The sequence below is a fragment of the Pseudidiomarina sp. CB1 genome, from assembly GCF_024752025.1.
Classification (GTDB): Bacteria; Pseudomonadota; Gammaproteobacteria; order Enterobacterales; family Alteromonadaceae; genus Pseudidiomarina.
The window spans coordinates 1,146,462-1,164,280 of record NZ_JANTPU010000001.1 but is presented as its reverse complement, the minus strand read 5'-3'; the positions used below and the strand labels follow the sequence as shown (position 1 = coordinate 1,164,280).

Sequence of the window (17,819 nt, the reverse complement as noted above, 5' to 3'; positions counted from 1 at the left end):
GCGTGCTCGACGCTCGCCATGAAATCACTGGTCTTGCCGCCTATGTCGGGGAGAGCTATACTCACCGTTACAAGGAAAAGCTCGCTATCTAAAGTCATGTATTGTGCGAACTTAGTCAGGCAACTACTAGGATGTAACTTATCGTGAAACTATTAAATTCACTATTGCAATTGCCGCGCCCCGCCAAACGAACGATTAGTGTCATTATCGACATTGTAGCCATTACGGTCGCCCTGCTACTTGCCATGGTGCTGAGCCGTGAAACATTGATTCCTCCTAATCTGCTATCTTGGTTGGGCGTCGTCAGCTACCTCATCATTGGCTCAGTTGCAGTTTTTGTTAAGTTAGGGCTTTATCGCGCAGTAGTGCGTTATGTGTCGGTTCGTGCGTTTCTTGTTGTGTTTATTGGCGCAAGTATTTCCACGATACTGCTGGCTGCGTTAACGTATGCATTCAAGATTCAGTTACCCGCTACAGGTATTGTTAATTATGGACTGACTGCTTTATTAATTATTGGCGGTAGTCGCTTTGCAATGCGTGAAATCTATCATCGCGTGGTTAGCCGACAAAAAATACCGGTAATGATCTATGGGGCAGGCTCAGCGGGGCGGCAACTCGCGCAAGCCTTGAATAATGGCGAAGAGTTTGCACCTGTGGTGTTTGTCGATGACGACAAAACTATCCATAGTTCTACGCTGTTGGGCATTCCAGTGATCGAACCTAGTCAAATCGAATCGGTGGTCGAAGAGCGACACATCCAACGGATTTTACTCGCCTTACCCAGTGCTCCCCGTTCAGTTCGAAAAGCTATTCTTGAGTCACTAGAAACGATCAATGTGAAGGTACTTACGGTACCAGGAATGGCTGATATGGTGAATGGTGATATGGCCATTGACCAATTACAGGATGTTCACATAGAGGATCTCTTGGGCCGCGACCCTGTGGAGCCGGATCCAGCTCTGATGGAAAAGCATATCAAAGATAAAGTTGTTTTAGTCACTGGAGCAGGCGGCTCAATTGGTTCGGAATTATGCCGCCATATTATCTTGCAAAAACCTAAGGCTTTGATTGTATGCGATATCTCTGAATTCGGTTTGTACAGTATTGAAAAAGAGCTGCGCGAAATCACACAACGGCATGCGCTACAGGAGACTGAAATCTATCCGATCATTGGTACGGTACAACAACACAAGCGCATGGAAACCATCATGGCTTCGTTCGCTGTGCAGACGGTCTATCATGCTGCAGCTTATAAGCACGTCCCCCTGGTTGAATACAACATGGTCGAGGGGGTTCGCAACAATGTTTTTGGTACTTGGTACACAGCAGAGGCAGCCTTAAAAGCCAATGTTGAATTGTTTGTGCTGATTTCAACGGACAAAGCAGTACGGCCGACAAATGTCATGGGAACAACAAAACGTTTAGCTGAATTAGTATTGCAGGGGTTAGCGGAACGAGCCAAAACTGAGCGCGGTAAAACGCGTTTTTGCATTGTACGTTTTGGTAACGTATTAGGCTCTTCAGGTTCAGTAGTGCCTCTTTTTAAGCGCCAAATTGAAAATGGCGGACCAGTAACTTTAACTCATCCGGAAGTTACTCGGTACTTTATGACGATTCCCGAGGCGGCTCAGTTGGTGATTCAAGCTGGGACGATGGGAGATTCAGGCGCAGTGTTTGTGTTAGACATGGGAGAACCAGTCAGAATTGTGGACATGGCGCGTAAAATGATTCGCTTAAGTGGTCTCGAGGTGTGTAACGAAGAGAATCCAGCGGGTGACATTGAGATTACTTGCACTGGACTGCGGCCGGGCGAAAAGCTTTATGAAGAATTGCTGATTGGCGATAATGTTTCGCCTTGCGAGCATCCGCGCATTATGAGGGCTAACGAATTTACGCTTAGTTGGACAAAGATGGAAAACATTCTAGAACGACTCAATGAAGCGTGTGACGCTTTTCGGGTGGATGACCTACGCGAATTGCTATTGCGTGCGCCAACGGGCTATCAACCTATCGAAACGGAAATTAACGATCTTATTTGGCAGAAAATGAGATCGTAGCGGTGACTATTGTCATTGCTCAAGTTACCTCAGTCCTGAAATTGGCTATTCAAGCGAATAATTTTGTGTTTATATGAGTTAGTATCGTTAACTAAAAGTTTCACACTGGCCGATGAAAATAATAAATACTGATATACAGGCTAGAGCTGTCCTCCAACTGGTAGCGGCCACTGCGTTATTCTTCGCAGGGGTGCTGATCCTTAGTTATCGTCTTTTAGAACCGTCGCAACAACTGCTTTATCACTCTATTAGCTCGTCTTTTCAAGTCATGATGGTGAGCATAGGCACAGCAGTATTGCTGCGTAGCTACTTCCGGCAAAACAAGCAGGCACAGCGGCTATCATCAGGCTTCGCAGTACTCTGTTTAGTGGGCATTATCGATGGCTGGACAGGAAGCTTTTTTGACGCTTTCGACGCTCAAATTCCTTGGTTTGCTTACCTTAGTTTTGCCCCGCTTGCGATCGGACTCTTACCGATTTTTCCCGAAGCTTCGCAACGTAACCCCTGGCAGCAACTGTTTTTGCAAGCCAATGCGGGCTATAGCTTAGCCTTTGCGGGTATCGGCTTTGCGTTCTTGTTGATGCATTTGTTTTTGAAGGCGCCGCTATTAGCGAAGCACCCAACCGGCAGTTTGGTCGTCTGTGTGGCCGCAATTCTTGCCGGTGTTGCTGTTTACGCGACCCATTATCGCGGTCGCCGTAGCTTGCCCCGTTTGTCGCCAACCTCGGCCAATTTTACCACCTTAGCTGTGCTCACTGTGATGGTTTTCGGCGTGGGCATGTTCCACACGCAAATGACTGAGTTACGCTCTGACGGCGAACGTGCGGTACAGCAACTCCGGCAAAGTCGGACGGCGATGGGGGAGAGCATCATTGAACTGTTTGAACGGTTAGGCCAGCGCTGGGAAACCTATCCGTTGCAGGACCACTCAGAGCTTATGGAAGTCGACATCGTAACTTATTTGAAAGATGTCGATTATTTGGATGCGTTATTCCTTGTTGCACCTGACAAAACCGTAGTCTTTGAGCGTCTTAAGCCGTCGAGGATGAGTTATTTTGAAGCCGTAATGAGCGACAAGGTGATAATGGATGGCTTGGAACGCAACGTTTCTAAGACGGAAATTCTTGTTCCTGAATTCGCGGTCAAGGATCTTACTGCGAAGCTTGTCGTCCGTGTTCCGGTGGATTTTGTCGACCCTGAGGGCATGCCTGATACGGGGATTTACTCGGTGCTGGCCGTGCTCGATGTCCGAGCAATGCTGGGCATTGCTATGCTAAATACGGTCGACAGCGATATTGAAACGTACACGTTAGTAAGGCCTGGGCGGTGGATGGATCGCGCTGGCTTTTGGGTTACTGAGCCGACGGCAAGGTATCTGCGCGACAAGGCTATTAAGCTGTATGACAGCGAATTATCGATGTATTACAGCTCTGGTGTCCCCACCGAAGCCTATCTGTATCGTCTCGACACCTTGCAAGAAACTTCCAACTTACAGATGCTCATTATCGTTGGCGGCATTGGCTTAGTGTTGCTTGTGGTGCTTGCAGTGGAGCGAAATGTCTCGTTAGAAGTACAAGGCCGACAGTTATTCTATCAAGCCCACCATGATGCACTTACTGGTCTGTGGAATCGCGCGAGTATTGAGCAGTATATCGGCTCAAAGTTTTACGAAACCAAAGATGTCACGGTGCTGTTTATCGACCTCGATGGGTTTACGCTCATTAACGATGGTCTTGGTTTGCATGTCGGCGACGAAATTCTGAACCAATTGGCTGAGCGTCTGCAAAGTGAACAACCGCGGCGGAGTGAATTAGCGCGCTTTGCGAGTGATGAGTTTATTTTAGTGCTCGACGGGGCCACGGCTTTCCCTGAGCGGGTAAAGAGTTTGGCGCAAGACATCATGAATTTAGTGGCTCAGCCCTATCGTGTGGGTGACAACAAAGTTTATCTCACGGCAACCATTGGCGTCGCCCATCAGACACCAGACGTAAGTACGCCATTGGAGCTCATCCAACGGGCTGATATGGCAATGCACCAAGCGAAAAAACTCGGCTACAACTACGTACTAGAGTATGAACCGAACATGGCTAAGCGCTTGCTTACCACGTCGGCAATGCGTAGTAATTTGCAAGAAGCGATAGATAACAACGAGTTGGAGTTACATTACCAGCCGATTGTCCGCAGTAATGATCAACAAACAATACAAGTCGAGGCGTTAATTCGCTGGCCTCAAAGCGACGGCAGCTTAATTGCGCCTGATGACTTTATTCCGGTAGCGGAAATGACTGGGCAGATCATTCCGTTGAGTGAGTGGGTCTTTAAACGTGCCTGCGAGGACGCCGTTAAGCTGCAAGAGCGCGAGCCTAAACTGCGGATGTCGGTGAATATTTCGGCATTACACTTTAATCGCGCTAACTTTGTCGATTTTGTGCTTAACACTTTGGCTGAAACCGGCTGTCGTGGTACATGGATTGAGCTTGAGCTGACCGAAAGTATCCTACTTGAGGGCAGCCAATACGCGATTGAACGCTTACAGACGCTACGCAAACATGGCTTGAGTATTGCGCTTGACGACTTCGGCACGGGCTTCTCGAGCTTAAGTTATCTGAAGCGTTTGCCGCTTGATGTGGTTAAGATCGATCGCAGCTTTATTGCCGGAATTCGCCATCACAAAGGTGATCGGGTGTTGATCGAGAGTGTGATAAAAATTGCACAAAGTCTTGATTTTGCAGTGTTAGCTGAGGGAATTGAAACACCCCAGCAGGCCGAATTTGTGACCGAACTGGGGTGTAACTACCTGCAGGGCTACTACTTCGGCCGCCCAATGCCTTTAAAAAACCTTTAAAAACTGTTGCTCGTGGTAACCCGTGGTTCTACCACGGGGGCCTCGAATTCCACGGACATGGTCAAACGTCAGATTGAACCCGTGGTAGAACCACGGGCTACCGTTTTAAAAGCTGTACATGGCCATGAATTGCAAGCGCGTCATGTCGCCATCGACACCCGCTTCGGTTTCACGAGTAGCGCGCGAGACTTCAGCCCCAAAGGTCAGGTTTTTAGCTGGGGAGTACATGTAATTGGCGCCGATACGTTGGGTGTATTCAGTGCCGTTCACGCCGGTCAAAGCCGTATCATTGTCGGCCCAGCCTCGGCTGTAAACAAAGTTGGAACGCGCTTTCTCACTCCATACGTGTCGGTACGCAAAGGTAATACCCGAAGAATCAATCGTTTCGAGGTCACCATTGGCATCAACTACGGCAGCGTTGAAGGTATTTAAACCTAAATAGCGACCAAATCCTGATCCGGTTTGAAACGAGGCTCGGATGTCGTTTTTCCCAAGCTGCCATTTTGCACCTACCGAGATACCGTAGCCTGATGCAGTTTCGTCGCTACCGTCGCCATCAACGTCATGGGCAAGCTGGCGCACTAAGCCGGCAATGCTGTATGACAAATCACCGGCTTTACCGACATACTTAGCAGTCAGATCAGGCATTACCCCATCACTCGACGTAATGCGTCCACCGCCACCAAATGGTGTGACTGTGGTTTCGGGGTTTTCGGCCGAGACGCTAAATCCGCCTTGGGTGTAGCGAATTTGCGGTTGACGGGCAAAGATAATACCGTCGGTCGCACCAATGAAATCAACTGATTCAGGTAAGATACTGAGATTCTGAAAGTTTGACCAAGCTTGTCCCACCAACCAATTGCCGTAGGTGAAATAGGCTTGGCGCAATCGCGGTGCATAGGAGTTGGTGATACGTTCGTCACCGACGGGTACCGTCATAAAATCGAGTTCGATACGGGCTTTTACGGTTTCACCGTTGTCCAACTCTTGGCTAACATCGAAGAAGAAACGGGATTGCCGTGCATGCACGTCGGTGACGACGTCGTCTCCATTACCGCCCACAGGTGTGGTGCTGGGGATGTAGAATTGTCGACCAATAAAGCCACTAGATGGTGCGGTGCCATCTTGATAATCTGACATAAAGGCATCAAGTTTAATGTAGCCGCTGAAACTCCACTCAGGGTCAGCAGCATGGGCCGGTGTCATGGCGATTCCGCCCAGTACGGCACTGGCAATCAGCGATTTTGTTAATGTTTTTGGCAGCATTGCGATGCTCCTTGTTGTTTGCAGTTGCGCAGAAAAGCATCGAATGGTTGGGGCAAATAATCAATCTAGACTATGGTCTAATGGTCGAACGCGGCCCAATAACTGAAGGTATAGCAAAACAAAAATGCGTTATTCGTTGTTCGTAACCCGTGGTTCCACCACGGGTCACACCGGAAGGTTTGACCATGTACGTTAAATGAGATGGCCCCGTGGTAGAACCACGGGCTACCTAGACAGCGAACAATGCAGTTACAGGCTTTAGGAGGTTTTATGCAGCAGAACATATACAAAGTGCCGGCCGAAGCGAAGAACCGAGCACACATTGATAACGATCGTTACCTTCAGATGTATCAACAAAGTGTTGAAGAACCTGAAGGCTTTTGGCGTGAGCAAGGGCAGCGTATCGATTGGTTTAGCCCTTACAGCAAGGTCAAAAATACCAGCTTTGCGCCGGGCGATATCACCATAAAATGGTTTGAAGACGGCACTTTGAATGCTTGCTATAACTGCGTCGATCGGCACTTAGCTGAACGTGGTGACAAAACGGCGATCATTTGGGAAGGCGATGACCCGTCGGTTAGTGAAGAAATTAGTTACAAGCAGCTGCATGCGGAAGTGTCTCGTTTTGCCAATGGCCTTAAAAAGTTGGGTGTCGAGAAAGGTGATCGCGTTGCAATATATATGCCGATGGTACCGGAAGCTGCTTACGCAATGTTGGCTTGTGCGCGGATTGGCGCCGTACATACGGTTATTTTCGGTGGCTTTTCACCGAATGCGATTGCTGACCGTGTGAATGACTGTGGCGTGAAGGTTGTCATTACTGCCGATGAAGGTCGCCGTGGTGGTAAAACCACCCCTTTGAAAGCAAACGTTGATGAAGCGCTGAAAGATAACCGGTGTCCAACCGTTGAACATGTCGTGGTTGCCAAAGTCACCCATGGCGATGTGGGTTTCGACGACAGTCGCGACGTATGGTGGGATCAGTTGGTGAAAGATGTGGCCACTGAATGCCAGCCAGAAGTAATGAATGCCGAAGATCCACTATTTATTTTGTACACCTCTGGCTCGACGGGTAAGCCGAAGGGGGTCTTGCACACGACCGGTGGTTACATGGTGTGGGCGTCGATGACGCACGAATATGTATTTGATTACCATGAAGACGACGTTTATTGGTGTGCAGCAGATGTAGGCTGGATCACTGGGCATACGTACATCGTTTATGGGCCGTTGGCGAATGGTGCAACGACGCTGGTGTTTGAAGGATTACCAACCTATCCAAGCGTCGGCCGTATTGGTGAGGTTGTCGACAAACACAGTGTAAATATTCTCTACACCGCGCCAACCGCGATTCGCGCACTGATGGCGAAAGGCACTGCTGCCGCGGATACAAGCTCGCGTGAGTCGCTGCGCACGCTAGGTTCCGTCGGGGAACCGATTAATCCAGAAGCGTGGGAGTGGTACCACAAAGTCATGGGTGACAGTCGTTGTCCGATTGTCGATACGTGGTGGCAAACCGAAACTGGTGGGATCATGATTACGCCGTTGCCAGGCGCAACCGATTTGAAACCTGGCTCTGCGACGCGCCCATTCTTTGGGGTTCAGCCCGCATTAGTTGATGCTGACGGTAATGAGCTAGAGGCCGCAGTTGATGGTAATTTGGTGATTAAAGATTCTTGGCCGGGGCAGTCTCGCACGTTATGGGGTGACCACGAGCGCTTTGAACAGACTTACTTCTCTGCGTACAAGAACCTGTATTTTTCTGGTGACGGCGCGCGTCGCGACGAAGACGGTTATTATTGGATTACCGGTCGCGTGGACGACGTCTTGAACGTTTCGGGTCACCGCTTGGGTACGGCAGAAATAGAAAGTGTGCTGGTCGAACATCCGGCGATTTCTGAGGCTGCCGTAGTGGGGTATCCGCATGACCTGAAAGGGCAGGGTATCTATGTGTACTTGATTGCGATGTCGGGCACAGAAGTCAGCGATGATTTGACCAAAGAAGTACGGGACTGGGTGCGTAAAGAGCTGAGTCCGATTGCGACGCCAGACTTCATTCACTGGGCACCGGACTTGCCGAAAACGCGCTCGGGTAAAATCATGCGTCGGATCCTGCGCAAGATTGCCGCCAATGAGTTCGAAAACCTTGGCGATACTTCTACGCTCGCCGATCCAAGTGTGGTAGATTCCCTGATTGATAATCGTTTGAATAAATAACGGTAGCCCGCAGTTCTACTGCGGGGTAACTTGATTTGAATCGCTATCGTTGATGTAGAGTCGTAGCCCGCAGTTCTACTGCGGGGTAACTTGATTTGAATCGCTACCGTTGATGTGGAGTCGTAGCCCGCAGTTCTACTGCGGGGTAACTTGAATTAAATCACTATCTTCGATGTGGGAGATTTGGCCCGTAGTAGAACTACGGGCTACATACTATGGCTAAATTCTTAATTGCTGATGATCACCCGTTATTTCGCGAGGCGTTGCAAGGCGCGCTCGCGAATCATTATGGCAATCTGGAATTGCGTGAGGCGGGCGATCTTGACGCAACTTTAGCCGCACTCAACGATGACGACGACCTTGATTTGTTGCTGCTCGATTTGCACATGCCGGGTAGTGGCGATCTCTACGGTTTGATTCGTATTCGTGAAGACTTTCCTTTACTACCCGTTGCAGTGATTTCTGGTTCGGAAGAGGCCAGCGTGGTCGCCAAGTGTATCGGCTTTGGTGCTTTAGGCTTCATTCCTAAGTCATTACCTTCGGCACAAATTGCCGAGGCAATTGATGCCATTTTACAAGGTGATACTTGGGTTCCTGCTGAGGTTCGTGGTCGCCTTGATCGTATTAGCGATGAAGATCAAGAATTGGCGCGCAAAGTCGCTGATCTCACACCGCAGCAATATCGGGTGCTTTATCTATTGCACGAAGGTTTACTGAACAAACAAATTGCCTACCAACTCAATATTACCGAAGCCACGGTAAAAGCGCATATTACGGCGATTTTCCGTAAGCTCGGTGTCTACAGCCGCACGCAGGCGGTCTTGCTGGCTGAACGTTTACAACTTGAAGCGCCAGTGAGCTAGGCGCCTCACGCTATTGTAAATTCCTGTAACATTCTTTACACAAATCCCGTACCTGATCGAATTTTTTCGTGATAACTTAGTCCTAATAATAATGATCACATTGATGTAGGAAGGATGACCATGAGTACTAACGGCTTCATTTTGCGGCCTTCGGCGGCAGCGTTGGCAGTTTTGTCGTCGCTTACGGTGACTGGTGTGGCTGCGCAACAAGTCCAGCAAACACCAGTGCAGACACCACAACTTATTCAACAACATCAGCCCGAAAAGGGCGATGAGTTGGCGCGCAAAATGGTACGCAGTTATGATGTGACGCGCTTTATTGTCGAGCTGCACGATCCAGCCGCAGCAGTGTATAAAGGTGGTTTAGCGGGCTTCGAACCGACCAGCCCAGTAGCCACAGGAACAGCAAAGTTACAGCTCGCATCGGCCCCTGTGCAGACTTACCAAGCGCATTTGCTGAGCAAGCAAAACGAGGTTTTACGCAACCTCAAAGCCCGCGTTGGTAATCTTGAAGCCAAGCATCATTTAACACTAACCTTTAATGGTTTGGTGGTTGAACTTCCAGGGAAAGTTGCAGATGCCGCGGCCATGCGCGCGCAATTAGCGCAAGTTCCTGGGGTGAAGCGGGTTTATGAAGATGAACGTTTTTACGCCACGACAGCGACCTCAATGGATCTCATTAATGCTCCGGCGGTGTGGAGTCAGCTTGGTGGGCAAGCTGACGCGGGCCGTGGCGTAAAGATTGCTATTATTGATGGCGGTATCGACCAAGACCATCCTTCCTTTGCTGATAATGGTCATCCGCCGGTGGCACGCCCTACCAAGGACGATTATTGCACCACTACGCCAACGTTCTGTAATGACAAAATCATTGTTGCCCGTTGGTATGAGCCAACTGGCGAGATTCATCCTGATGAAGTCGAATCCCCCGCGGATTACAACGGTCATGGTACGCATGTGGCTGGTACAGCAGCGGCAAATCCGACGACGGTGACCTTGAATGGTGCCAGTGTGAATATTACCGGTGTTGCCCCAGGCGCTCACTTGATGGTGTACAAGGCGCTGTTTAGCGACCCAGAAGGACAAGGCTCAGGTAGTACCTCGATGCTGTTGCCAGCGCTGGAAGATGCGGTGGCCGATGGCGCCGATATCATCAATAACTCATGGGGTAGTGGCCCTGGTGGAGATCCAGCAGATAGCCCATACAGCGCGGCATTTACCGCAGCTAAAGAAGCGGGGGTGTTAACCGTAACAGCAGCTGGTAACGATGGTCCAGGCGAGCGCACCGTTGGTTGCCCAGCCTGTATTGAAGATGGCTTGAGTGTTGCGAGTAGTCAACATGGTGGAGCGATTAGCCTTACCGTGGATGCTGGTCCATTTAGTGGCCTCGATGCGATTATTGGTGTTGGTAACTTTACGATTACCGATCCGATTAGTGGTTCGTTAGCACTTGCCGGCAATGCCGGTGATAGCTTGGCGTGTTCAAGTTTTGCCAGCGGCGAGTTTGCGCAGCAAATCGTTTTGGTTCAGCGCGGCTCATGTAACTTCAGTGTCAAAGCTGACAATGTACAAGCGGCTGGTGCGGTGGCGATGATCGTCTACAACAACGAACCAGGTACCGTGACCATGAATATGGGTGAAGCCACGTTACCATCGGTATCGATTACGCAAGATGCCGGCGTGGCTATCGTACAAGAATGGCAAAGTGGCGATACGGCAACGATTAACGCACCGGCTCTGCGGATCGATGAGAATTTGGTTGATGCCATGTCAAGCTTTAGTAGCCGTGGGCCGAATGGCGACTCAACGTTTTTGAAGCCTGACCTCGCGGCGCCAGGAAGTTCAATTATTGCGCCAGTACCCGATAATACCTACGGTTTGAAGTCAGGCACGTCGATGGCTTCACCGCATGTTGCGGGTGCCGCCGCCTTACTGCTTGAACAACGTCCTGACTTGACTCCAGAACAATTGAAATCATTGCTGATGACCTCAACGGAAAGTGGTTTACGCAGTCATGATTTGGTCTCTGAGACAACGCCATTTGACCGTGGTACGGGTCGTCTAAATGTGGCAAATGCAGCCGCAACCAATGTCGTGGTTGATCAACCGTCACTCGCGAACAACGGCTGTGCGATTGGTTGTACGTTCGACCGTACGTTCACCAATATTGGTAATGCCGCTGTCAGCTTTAATGCATCAGTTATCTTTGCGAATCCGGACGTTACGGCGACTTTGTCGGAAAGTTTAATTGCACTCGACAGTGGTGAGTCGCTGAGCATGGCGATCGAAGTTGATTCACGCTATGCCGAGGAAGGCTGGCATTTCGGCGAGTTGTTACTAAGTAGCTCAGACAATCATCCAGATATGCGCTTACCGATTGCCATTTATGCTCGCTCTTCTGATAACGAAGCTATTGTGAGCGTCGCGCATACCGCTGGCACCGTTGCTGTAGGTGAGCCTATTAGCGTTAACGCTCGCGGGGCACTGGGCACTAGCTCAAGTGAAGTCGAGTTGACGGTGCAGTTGCCCGCAGGTGCGAGTGCAGACGAAGCATCTATTGATGTTACAAGTGTCCGCTCGACGACTACCAGTTCGGGGCTTGAGGGCGATACCATTGTGTGGCGTGGTCAACAAACCGACCAAGCTGACGTAGCTGAGGTGAACAACGCCAATAATGAGTTCTTTGCTGGGGCAACCATTGAAGAGCTGAGTGGTTCGGTGCCCAACAATGTTTGTGCAGATGGTTGTGATGACACTCTTTTTACCTTTGATATCAGTTCTAACGGGGGCCTGTATCTCGATGGTGTGCGCTATGACTCGGTGGTCATTTCAACCAACGGCATCATTGGTGCTGGCGATAATACCAGTGGCTTTGGGAGCACTGCTACAAATCGTGCGATTCCAGATGTTGACCAACCAAATGCATTTTGGGCGCCGTTCTGGACTGATCTCGAGATGGGCCCAGAGGCCGGTGGTGGCCAAATAAATTACGCGGTATTAACCGACACGAATGACGTAAGTTATTTGGCTATTGAATTTGAGAGCGTCCGTAAATACGACGACGTCGGTGGTGATCGCTACAGCTTTGCGTTTTGGGCCGAGTTGGGTACGGACAATGTTTACTTCAACTACATTGATATTCCGGTAGCGGCGCCTGACGATCTGACGATTGGTGCCGAGACGGCAGCAGATGCTCTTGGTGTGGTTGGTGTGCAGCACTACTTTGAAGGTTCAGGGCAGTATCCGAGTGCCGGTGATGTACTACAACCGCGGTTACTAAGAGGCGAACGTGCCGCAGTCGAAATTGCTTTTGACATGCAGGTGGACACCATCGCTGATGCGCCAGATCGCGCTGTGTCGACCGCATGGGAGCGACCTACGGCGATCGACTTAAGTGAAACCTTTGCGGCGCCAGGCCGTGAACTGCTGACCTTAGTGACGGTTGCCAACGCGGCGCAGAGCTATAACGCGGTATTACCGCAAGAAATTAGCGCCACGGGTGCGGTGACTGCAGAAGTGGTTGCGGCGCCGAGCAATGGTACCGTAACCGTGCTCAGCAATAATAACCTTGAGTATACGCCTAATGCAGGTTTCGTTGGCGATGATAGTTTCACCTATCGCGGCGTGGATGAAGCGGGTCAAGAAACTACCCTTGGTATGGTAAGCGTGCAGGTTGTGAATACCGCACCAAGCATCTTGATTACGGAAGTTGATGGCGCACAAGCAACCGCTGCGACGGTTGTGCTGGATGCCAGTGCCTCGACCGACGCTGAGGGGGATGTGCTTAGCTTCAACTGGGAGCAAACCGACGGTCCAGTGGTTGAGTTAATTGACGCAGACAGTGCCCAAGCGAGCTTTGTGGTACCGGAATTGGAAACAGCCGCCAGCGTTACCTTCGGTTTAACGGTATCGGATGGCTTGAGTAGTAGCGAGGCCTCTATCACTGTAGATTTGCGTGGCGCAAATCAGGCACCAACAGCCTTTGCTCGCGCAACACCATCTGACGTAGAAAGTAGTGGTAGCGTCGTGCTAAGTGCTACGGAAAGCACCGACCCAGACGGGGATACCTTAACTTATACGTGGCGTCAAACCTCGGGGATTAATGTCACGTTATCGGCCTCAGAAGGTGAAGAGGTAAGCTTTACTGCGCCGATCGTTAGCAGTATCTCAACTCTCGGCTTTGAGTTAACCGCTAGTGATGGTGAGTTTGAGGACACCGCTACGGTGAATGTTGTTGTTTCACCGTCGTCAGGAAATATCCCAGATCCAGATACTGAGAGCTCAGGGAGCTTCTCGTGGTGGCTCGCATTAGCTGCTTCTGGGTTGGCGTTCGTGCGCCGTCGTAAGGGAGTCGAAGTATGAACACGGTATGGCAAACCTTTGGCGTGATGGGGCTATCGCTGCTCGTGATGGGGTGCCAGCCACCCCAACAAGAGACGGTGGCGGAACCAGAAATTGCGCTGCAAGATCAACAGCAGATGCAAAATCAGATCACTGAGATGGACCAACAGATCCGCTCAATGGTAGGAATGGCGTACGCCGAAGACGCCAAACAATGTCGTTTAGCAGAGGTCGGCCACCGTCCTTGTGGTGGCCCCGACTACTACTTGGGTTACTCGACGTCGACGGTGGATGCAGAGGTTTTAACGAAGCTCATTAATGAGCATCGTGAGTTACAGCAAGCTTATCAACAAGAGTTTGGCATCATGGGCACCTGTGAAGTGCTCCCTCGCCCAGTGGTTACCTTGCAAGGTGGTCGCTGTGTTGCGGTGCATGCATCAGACCGCTAGTTTTTGTAAGTGCCGCAGCAGGGCTTTGAGTTGCGCAGGCTTGACCGGCTTGGCGATAAAAAGTAACTGCTGTTGGCGTGCCTGTTGACGCACGTGGTCGTCACGCATCGCAGTGACCAGTGCGCCGGTTAATGTCTCGCCCCAAAACTCGCGCAGCGCCTGCACCAGTGTGAGTCCATCATGTTCATCATCGCCAAGTTGGTAGTCTAACAAGACACCATCGGGTGCGCTGTGCGTGCTCGCATACTGCAAAGCAGTTGTGCTACTGGTAAAGGTTTCGACCGTGCAGCCCCATTTTTCCAGCAAGGCGCGCAAGGCACTGAGGTTTTCGGGGTCATCGTCGACGCACACCAAGGTCAGATGATCGCTTGGAGTGCCGTGTTCTTGCTCAGCCTGCGGCTGATAAACCTGTGCTTCGGCACCTTTCGGCACGGTCACCATAAAACAACTTCCACGTCCTTCAACACTGCTAAGTTTAAGTTCACAGTGCAGTTGCTCACTCATACGTTTGGCAACGCTAAGCCCGAGGCCCACGCCTTCAACGCGAGTGTTCTGGCCGCGGTAAAAGGCATCAAAGATTCGATGGCGCTGTTGACTGGTAATTCCGGGCCCGGTATCCCACACCGCCATTTGTAGGTGCTCGCCCCGTTGCCGCACACTTAGCAACACTTTGCCATGATCGCGGTTGTACTTGATGGCATTGGAAAGAAAGTTTTGGATAATCCGCCGTAGGTACGTTGGGTCCGTGTAGATAACAGCATCGCGCCAATGGCTGCGCAGCTCAATTCCGCGTTGCTGCGCAAGCACGGTATATTCATGGATCAGCGGTTGCAACACCGAGCTCAGTTGTACATGCCGAAAACTCGGTTGTAGTGCGCCTTGGTCCATTTTCGCAATTTGCAATAAGGTACTAAGTAGGTGTTCTGTCGAGGCCAATGCGGTATCGAGCTTGCTGCTCAGTTGTTGGTTGTGGGAACTCAGGTTGCTCTCGTCCATTGCCGATAAATACAACCGTGCGGCATTAAGGGGCTGCAGAATGTCATGACTCGCCAGCGCCAAAAAGCGGGTTTTGGATGCATTCGCCTCTTCGGCTTCCTGTTTGGCTTGTTTGAGCTCCACCTCGACTTTGCGACGACGTTCAATCTCTTCGGTGAGCTCATTATTGATCTCACGAATTTTACGTTGCCGAGTATTCATGCGTTGCTCAAGGTCAATATTGGCCTCTTCGAGGGCTTGGGCCGTCTCAACGTGCTCGGTAATGTCGGTAAAACTGGTGACGAAGCCACCATTGGGCAGCGGGTTGCCGACCATTTCAATGACTCGGCCATCGCCACGCCGACGAATAAAACGGTGTGGTGAGCCCATTTGCATGTAGTTCAAACGCTTACTGACCAGCTCATCAATTTCACCGGGTCCACACTCACCGCGTTCGGCGTTATAGCGAATAAGTGTTGCTATAGGCTGTCCCGGTTTGACCATGCCTTCGGGGTAGTCAAAGAGATCAAGGTAACGTTTATTCCACGCCACTAAGCGCAACTCGGCATCGACCACGCTAATGCCTTGCGCTAAGTTTTCGAGTGAACTGAATAAAATGGACTGCTGGGTTTGCAGGGCCTGTGTCGTGTCGTCGAAGAAGTGCACGACTTCTTCAAGGTGGAGTCGGCGGTCACGTAGGGCTGCTTCAATCAACGAGCGCGCGGTTGCTGCCCCGAGCACTCCGGTGAGCGCGCGTTCAACGTAGTCGATGAATTCGCGGCGGGCGACATCCTCTTTATTACTGTCATCGATGAATGCTTGTTGGGCATCATTGAAATACGCAAGCAATTGGCGCGTACGTTCTTCGCCGACAAAGGTTTTTAGTAGCAGTAACATGTCACCATTGGTGGCTTGGTGATGCCGGCCTATGGTGTGTTCTTGCACCGCGTTACGCGGCATCACGAAAGCGGTTGCTTGGATGCGATCGACCAGGCGTGGTTGGGCAACATAGGAAAACACCACGTACGCGGCGGTGTTGAGTAACAAGCTGATGACCGTACCTTGGGTGATGATGCTGGTATCGTTGATCTCGTGTGGCAGGTACATAGGCAAGGCGACACTGAATAACCACGCCATCAGACCGACACCAAGACCAATATAAACACCGCGCGCATGCCCGCGTCGCCAATAGAGGCCGCCAAGGATAGCGGGCAGCAATTGTAAAACGACGGAAAAGGCTAACAAACCTATGCTGACGAGGCCTGTGTTAGCCGCCCACAGGTAATAGCATAAATAGGAGAGTAATAGGATCACGCCAATGGCAATCCGACGAATCAGCAGTAGTCGCCCTTGAAAAGATTGTACTTCTGAGGTCTTGCGGCTTTCTGGAGTGGCAAACGGGAAGCGTTGGCCGCGCTGTAGAATTAGCGGCATGATGACGTCATTGGTGACCATCGTGCTGAGCGTTACTGAGGCAATAATCACCATTGCGGTGGCAGCCGAAAAACCACCAATAAAGATAAAAACTGCGAGCCAAGTCTGATCGTGCAGCAAGGGTAACTGCAAAGCGTAGGTTGAGCCGTCAACGCCGTTACCCAAAAACAAATTACCGCTTAACGCGATGGGCACTATGGCTGCGGCAATGAGTGCAAGATAGAGCGGAAAGCCCCATCGCGCGGTACGCAGATGGTCGACGTTGACGTTATCCACAACGGTAACGTGGAATTGCCGCGGCAGACACAATATAACCCCAGCTGCCATCAGTGTTTGCACGATAAAATCAAACTCACCGACGGCTTGCCATGACCATTCTGGGCGCTCGGGGCGACTGATTTGCTCCCACATACTGACAGGCGAGACGTCGGCAAAGAGCGACCAAGCGAACCAAGCCGCTGCAAGTAGCGCAACCAATTTAACCGCTGACTCAAAAGCAATCGCGAGGATCATCCCATTGCGATACTCGGTGACTTCAATGTGGCGCGTGCCGAACAGCATGGCGAAAACTGCCATAAGCGCGGCAGCAGCCAGCTCATTGATGGAGAATTCTGTAAGCGCTGTGGTGTTTTCGGTAAGCACCAAAAACGTCATTCCCACCGCTTTGAGTTGCAAGGCGATATACGGAATGGTCGCTAACGCAGCAATTAAGGTGACGAATAGGGCAAGGCGTTGGCGCTTGCCGTAGCGACTGGCAATAAAGTCCGCAATCGAGGTGATGTTCTGTTGTTTACTGACCGATACTAGCTTTTCGATGAGCGGGAGACCAATCAGAAATAGTAAAAACGGGCCTAACAAAATTGGTAGGTAAGCCCAGCCAAAACTGGCAGCGTTACCTACCGCACCGTAATACGTCCACGAAGTACAGTAAATGGCCAATGACATACTATAAACCGACGGACGATAACTCAGTCGATTTGCCCATGTACCCGGTTTATCGCCGTAGTGGGCGACGCCGAATAGTGTTGCGATATAGGCAAGTGCGGCGAAAATTAGGACTAGGGTCATTGTGGCTTCCAAAAGCGTGGATTCGAACTTATCGAAGTTAGCTTGAGGAGTGACCTGGGGTCAAGCTCGACTTTGGTGGAGCGTCTGAAGAAAATGTCTTGGTTAAAAAATATACAACTTAAAGGATTTGAACTGGTGTTAGCTACCGATTTTGTTACGAAATGTTAATAAAGCTTTGCTCGATAACTATTCTCTCTTCGTATTTACACCGATCCTTTAATAGCGACGCATAAAAATTTAATGCTTTTTAACGCATTTATCCGACATTTTGTCTCTAGTTAATAGCTCTATACTTAGTGGTCTAGTA

At 50.5% G+C, this 17,819-nt stretch carries 8 protein-coding genes; 6 read left to right on the top strand and 2 right to left on the bottom strand.

The annotated features are described in order from the left end of the window. Positions 1-143: 143 nt before the first annotated feature. Both NV375_RS05625 and NV375_RS05620 read left to right on the top strand, forming a co-directional pair. The gene (locus NV375_RS05625; RefSeq protein ID WP_258807256.1) at positions 144-2,057 is read left to right on the top strand and encodes a nucleoside-diphosphate sugar epimerase/dehydratase; all 1,914 of its coding nucleotides are present in this window, start codon (positions 144-146) and stop codon (positions 2,055-2,057) included. Positions 2,058-2,169: 112 nt separating this feature from the next. Next, positions 2,170-4,902 (top strand): bifunctional diguanylate cyclase/phosphodiesterase, encoded by a 2,733-nt coding sequence (locus NV375_RS05620; protein WP_258807255.1) that lies wholly within the window; start codon positions 2,170-2,172, stop codon positions 4,900-4,902. 105 nt (positions 4,903-5,007) lie between these two features. Here the strand turns inward: NV375_RS05620 and NV375_RS05615 are convergent, their stop codons facing one another. Further along, a complete protein-coding gene (locus NV375_RS05615) occupies positions 5,008-6,168 on the bottom strand; it encodes a DcaP family trimeric outer membrane transporter (RefSeq protein ID WP_126771277.1) in 1,161 nt (386 codons plus the stop codon). Between the two features lie 270 nt (positions 6,169-6,438). Here NV375_RS05615 and acs point away from each other — a divergent pair, with 270 nt between their 5' ends. The 4 genes from acs (at position 6,439) to NV375_RS05595 (ending at position 14,035) form a co-directional block, all read left to right on the top strand. Next, positions 6,439-8,382: an acetate--CoA ligase gene (gene acs / locus NV375_RS05610; protein WP_258807254.1), complete on the top strand. Its 1,944-nt coding sequence runs from the start codon at positions 6,439-6,441 to the stop codon at positions 8,380-8,382. Between the two features lie 215 nt (positions 8,383-8,597). Beyond that, positions 8,598-9,245, top strand: a complete 648-nt coding sequence (locus NV375_RS05605) for a response regulator transcription factor (protein WP_126771273.1) — start codon at positions 8,598-8,600, stop codon at positions 9,243-9,245. A gap of 120 nt (positions 9,246-9,365) precedes the next feature. Further along, positions 9,366-13,607 (top strand): S8 family serine peptidase, encoded by a 4,242-nt coding sequence (locus NV375_RS05600; protein WP_258807253.1) that lies wholly within the window; start codon positions 9,366-9,368, stop codon positions 13,605-13,607. Then, entirely contained in the window at positions 13,604-14,035 is a 432-nt protein-coding gene (locus NV375_RS05595; RefSeq protein ID WP_126771269.1) for a hypothetical protein, read from the top strand. The genes NV375_RS05600 and NV375_RS05595 overlap by 4 nt, the downstream gene beginning before the upstream one ends. Here the strand turns inward: NV375_RS05595 and NV375_RS05590 are convergent. Then, positions 14,024-17,512, bottom strand: coding sequence for a hybrid sensor histidine kinase/response regulator (locus NV375_RS05590; protein WP_126771267.1), 3,489 nt, complete (start codon positions 17,510-17,512; stop codon positions 14,024-14,026). The genes NV375_RS05595 and NV375_RS05590 overlap by 12 nt on opposite strands. Positions 17,513-17,819: the final 307 nt, after the last annotated feature.